General features: G+C 65.4%; 4 protein-coding genes. All 4 read right to left on the reverse strand.

Annotated features, from left to right (window positions below):
• Positions 1 to 398: 398 nt before the first annotated feature.
• A complete protein-coding gene (locus tag ACZYOF_RS42410; protein ID WP_463719456.1) occupies positions 399 to 1,418 on the reverse strand; it encodes a S1C family serine protease in 1,020 nt (339 codons plus the stop codon).
• 207 nt (positions 1,419 to 1,625) lie between these two features.
• Positions 1,626 to 2,093 (reverse strand): hypothetical protein, encoded by a 468-nt coding sequence (locus ACZYOF_RS42415; RefSeq protein ID WP_463719457.1) that lies wholly within the window; start codon positions 2,091 to 2,093, stop codon positions 1,626 to 1,628.
• Between the two features lie 7 nt (positions 2,094 to 2,100).
• Positions 2,101 to 3,699, reverse strand: coding sequence for a GMC family oxidoreductase (locus ACZYOF_RS42420; protein ID WP_463719458.1), 1,599 nt, complete (start codon positions 3,697 to 3,699; stop codon positions 2,101 to 2,103).
• A 199-nt stretch (positions 3,700 to 3,898) separates the two neighbouring features.
• Positions 3,899 to 4,291 (reverse strand): hypothetical protein, encoded by a 393-nt coding sequence (locus tag ACZYOF_RS42425; protein ID WP_463719459.1) that lies wholly within the window; start codon positions 4,289 to 4,291, stop codon positions 3,899 to 3,901.
• Positions 4,292 to 4,529: the final 238 nt, after the last annotated feature.

Genomic DNA, 4,529 nt, shown 5'->3' on the forward strand with positions numbered 1-4,529 from the left:
AAGCTCATCCACGGTTGTGGCCGGAGGGGTAACGGGCGACTTCGCCACGCGTCTTGGCCGGTGGCCACCGGCCAAGACGCTAAATCGCTTCCATCGCACAAATCATGCCCGTGCAGATACAAGGGGTCGTCGCCGCGGGCACGGTGCGCGTGGAGAGAGACCCCTCACCCCATCGAGTTCGCTGCTGACCGCTGAGCTGCCCTCTCCCACAAGGGGCGAGGGCACATCAATTGGCAGCTCGAGGGCTGCGATGAATTCCGACCGACGCGGGCACCGCTCTTTCCCCTCATCCTGAGGAGCCGCGAAGCGGCGTCTCGAAGGATGAGGGCACCGGCGGGGCCCTATGGTTCGAGACGCGCTTCGCGCTCCTCACGATGAGGGGTCTGACAGCTTGCCCGTCACTTCGCCGGCTTGCGTTCGATCGGGTGGATGTCGATCGCGCGCAGGCGGCCGAGGCGCAGGACGTCCATGGCCAGCGTGCGGTCGATGCGGTCGCGGTCGAGTGCGCGGATCAGATCGTCGACGCCGTTGATGTCGACGCCGTCGAGCTTGATCACGACGTCGCCGGGCAAAAGCCCCGCCTTTGCCGCCGGGCTGTCCGGCTCGATCTGCGCGAGCAGCGCGCCCATCTTGTTCTCGACGCCGGCGAGCACCGCATGGCGCCTCGGGACCGGCGCGGTCTGGCCGGCGACGCCGATGAAGGCGCGGCGGACATAGCCGTGGCGGATGATCTCCGACAGCACGAACTGCGCGGTGTTGCTCGCGACCGCAAAGCAAATGCCCTGCGCGCCGTTGATGATCGCGGTGTTGATGCCGATCACCTGCGAATTCGACGACACCAGCGGGCCGCCGGAATTGCCGGGGTTGAGCGCGGCATCGGTCTGGATCACGTCCTCGATCGTGCGCCCGCTGACCGAGCGGATCGAGCGGCCCAGCGCCGACACCACGCCGGCCGTGACCGTCGATTCAAAGCCGAGCGGATTGCCGATCGCGACCACGAGTTGGCCGCGCCGGAGTTGCTTGGAGTCGCCGAGCGAGGCGTAAGGCAAATCGCGCGCGCCATCGGCCCGCAGCAATGCGAGATCGGTGTCGGGATCGACGCCGAGCACATGGGCATCGGTGACGAAACCTTCGGTGTCGCGCAGGCGGATCTCCTTCGACGAGCCGACCACATGGCTGTTGGTCAGCACGAGACCGTCGGGCGAGATGACGATGCCGGAACCGAGCCCGCCACGCTCGCGCGGTGTTCGGACCTTCGGGCCGGTCTCGACGCGCACCACCGCGGGACCGACGCGTTCGGTCACGTCGATCACGGCGTTGGAATAGGCGTCGAGCAGCGCCCGGTCATTGCCCGGGGCAGCTTCAGTCGTTCGCGGCGACAGCGCGTCGCTGGCGTTATTTGGGGCAAAATCCAACATGGTGAGGTTCCTTCGGAGAACTCACATGGGGGCCGGGTTCCTCCTGCGCAAGGTACCCATGTTGGGCGCCGACCTGCCCAAATGGCTAGGGCGCTGGAGCTCTCTCCACTCGGCGGGACGTAGCCCGGGTGAAGCGCCAGCGTAACCCGGGACCGGTCGCAGCCGCGGATATAGATGTCCCGGGTTACGCTTTCCGCTCCACCCGGGCTACGACTTCCTGCCGTGACGCCAGGGCGCGCGCCGCAAGCTGCCGCCGCGCGCCTTGACGGGATCAAGCAGCGACCAATCGCCTTGCTCCAGCGTGTGGCCCTTCGGGAACGGCGCACGCAGTTCGTGGCCGAGCGAGCGCAGCACGCGGTCGTCGCGGTAGTAGCATTGCAGGACGACGCGGACGAGCGTTGCCGCCGGAACTCCGCCGGTCGCGCGGAATTCCTTTGCAACCTTCTCGCGCTGCGCCGCGTCGAGCTCGGCAAGCGGCTGGCCGGCCAAGCGCGCGAGATGGTCGAGCGCGGCGCGCACCTGCTCGGTATCGCGGCCGAGCGTTGCCAGGATGTCGGCCTGGATGGCCCGATCGTCTGCGCCGGGCACCTTGTACTCGGCACTCTCGGGAACGATCATCGCCGCGATGGTCCTGAGATCGTCGCGCTGGGCTGTGGAGAGCGTATCGGCTGACATGGCATCCTCAGTCGAACAAATTGGCAAGACGCTGTTTCATCTGGTCAGCGATGTAGAGCGCGATCGCCTGGATCGTGGAAGTCGGGTTGACGCCGCCTGAGGTGACGAACACGCTGCCGTCGACGATGAACAGGTTCTTCACATCATGCGAGCGGCCCCACTCGTTGACCACGGAACGCGCAGGGTCCGTGCCCATCCGTGCGGTGCCGAGCAGGTGCCAGCCGCCCCAGGGGATCGGACTATTGGTGCAAATATCGGTCGCGCCGGCGGCTTCGAGAATCTCCCGGCCGCGCGCCAACCCATGCTCCATCATCTTCCGGCTGTTCTCGCTGATCGTGTAGTCGATCTTCGGGGCGGGAATGCCGTGGCTGTCCTTCAGTACGGGATCGAGCGTGACGCGGTTGTGCTCCTCAGGAAGATCCTCGCAGATCGCAGAGACCGCGAGGCGGTGGCCGTTGAGCTTGCGGAAGACGCGGTGATGATCCGCACCCCACGGCAGAATGCCCTTCTGCTCGCTCGCGACGGCCTCGAACACAGGCCCTGCGCCGCGGCCGAACTGAATGCCATAACCGCGGACGAAGCCGCGCGAGAGGTCGGTGTCGTAGAACTCCTTGCTCCACAGGCAGGTCGGCGGCGCGCGGTTGCTGTCGGTCGGCTCCTTCACGAAGCCGTAGATCTGCGCATAGGGATGGAACATCAGGTTCTTGCCGACCAGGCCGGATGAATTGGCCAAACCATTTGGAAACCGGCCGGAGACCGAGTTCAAGAGCAGCCGCGGCGTGCCGACGCCGTTGCAGGCGATGATGACGACCTCGGCCGGCTGAAACTGCTCGACGCCATCCTTGTCATAATAGACGACACCGGAGGCCATGCCGTGCTCGTTGGTCAGGATCTCGCGTACGCGACAATGCGTCTTGAGCTCGACGCCGGCGCGGATCGCATGCGGCCAATAGGTGATGTCGGTCGAGGCTTTCGCGCCCTGCGCGCAGGCCGGCGTGCAATGGCCGAGATTGATGCAGCGCGCCCTGCCCTCATAGTCCATGGTCGCGACCGTGGTGTCCGACGGCCACCAGTGCCAGCCGAGCTTGTTCATGGCCTTGCCGATCAGCGGACCGGAGAGCCCGAGCGGCTGCGGCGGCATCGGCGGGTGCGTCAATGGCGAGCGCGGATCGCCCGTCAGGCCCGATACGCCCATCATCCGGTCGTTCTCTTCGAAGAATGGGGTGAGCGCATCGTAGTCGATCGGCCAGTCATCGGCGACGCCGTCGAGCGTCTTCACCTTGAAATCGGACGGATGTAGCCGCGGCCAATGCGCCGTGTACATCACGGTCGAGCCGCCGACGGCGTTGAAGTTGACGACCTTGATCGGCGAGTTGTCGTCGTTGATTGGATAGTCCTCAGGACGACCGCGGACGTTCGGGCTGGTCGACCAGTCGCTATAGAACTTGGCTTCCCAGTCCCGCCCGGTGCTCGGATATTCCGCGGGATTCATCCAGCCGCCTTGCTCAAGGCAAAGGATGTGCATTTTCGTCTCAGCCAGCGACCACGCCACCGCAGCGCCGGACGCGCCGGCGCCGATGATCAGGACGTCAACGGGATCGTTCATTGGGGTTTCCCCTGGGATTATTTATCCGTCATTGCGAGCCACCGGGTCGGCGCGAAGCGCCGCCCGATGACAGGCTCCGCGAAGCAATCCGCGCCTCGGCGGGCGGACAGATGGATTGCTTCGCTACGCTCGCAATGACGGCGCGTTGTTGGCTAGACGATAGGGGAAAACCGGATGCGGAGTAAAGCGGCGGCAGCGATCACGGCGTGCGCGGCACGATCATGACGTCGAGCCCGCGGATTTCGTCCGGCGTTGCGGATCGCGTCATCGCGCCCGGCGCTTCCACCAGCACCTGCAGCCGAAGCCGCTTGTTGACCACATTCCTCGACTGAACTGGGAAGGTTTCGGAACGGGTGTCATTCGGCCCCGGCACGCCGTAGGTCATAATCGAGCCGATCACGTCGCCCTGCTCGGTCTTCACGACCAGGCGAGCACCGAACGGCAGCGGACCGGTAACGACCTTGACCCGGACCGCCTCATTCGGACCGGGATCGCGCGGCGCGAGCAGTTCGGTCATCTTCCGGCCCTGCGCCGAGGCCAGGCCCGCGCTGGCGAGGCTTACGAGGAGGGCAATGGAAAGAGCATGTCGCATGTAAGGCCTCGGCAGGATGACGGTGGTTCGGATTGTCATCCCACTCTGGCCTTTTGTTGGCCGCGATCACGTTCAGGCGTGATCTTTCGGAATGCTGTCGTCCCGGCGAACGCCGGGACCCATATGTGGACGGCCCCCGTGGCACAAGAGCTTTTGAGGTGATCGGATCGCTGCATCCATATGTCCGGCCTGTTTGATGCGATCGGATGATCGCTGGCCAAGATGGGATGCGCGAGGC

This window comes from Bradyrhizobium sp. LeoA1Lang (assembly GCF_055413685.1).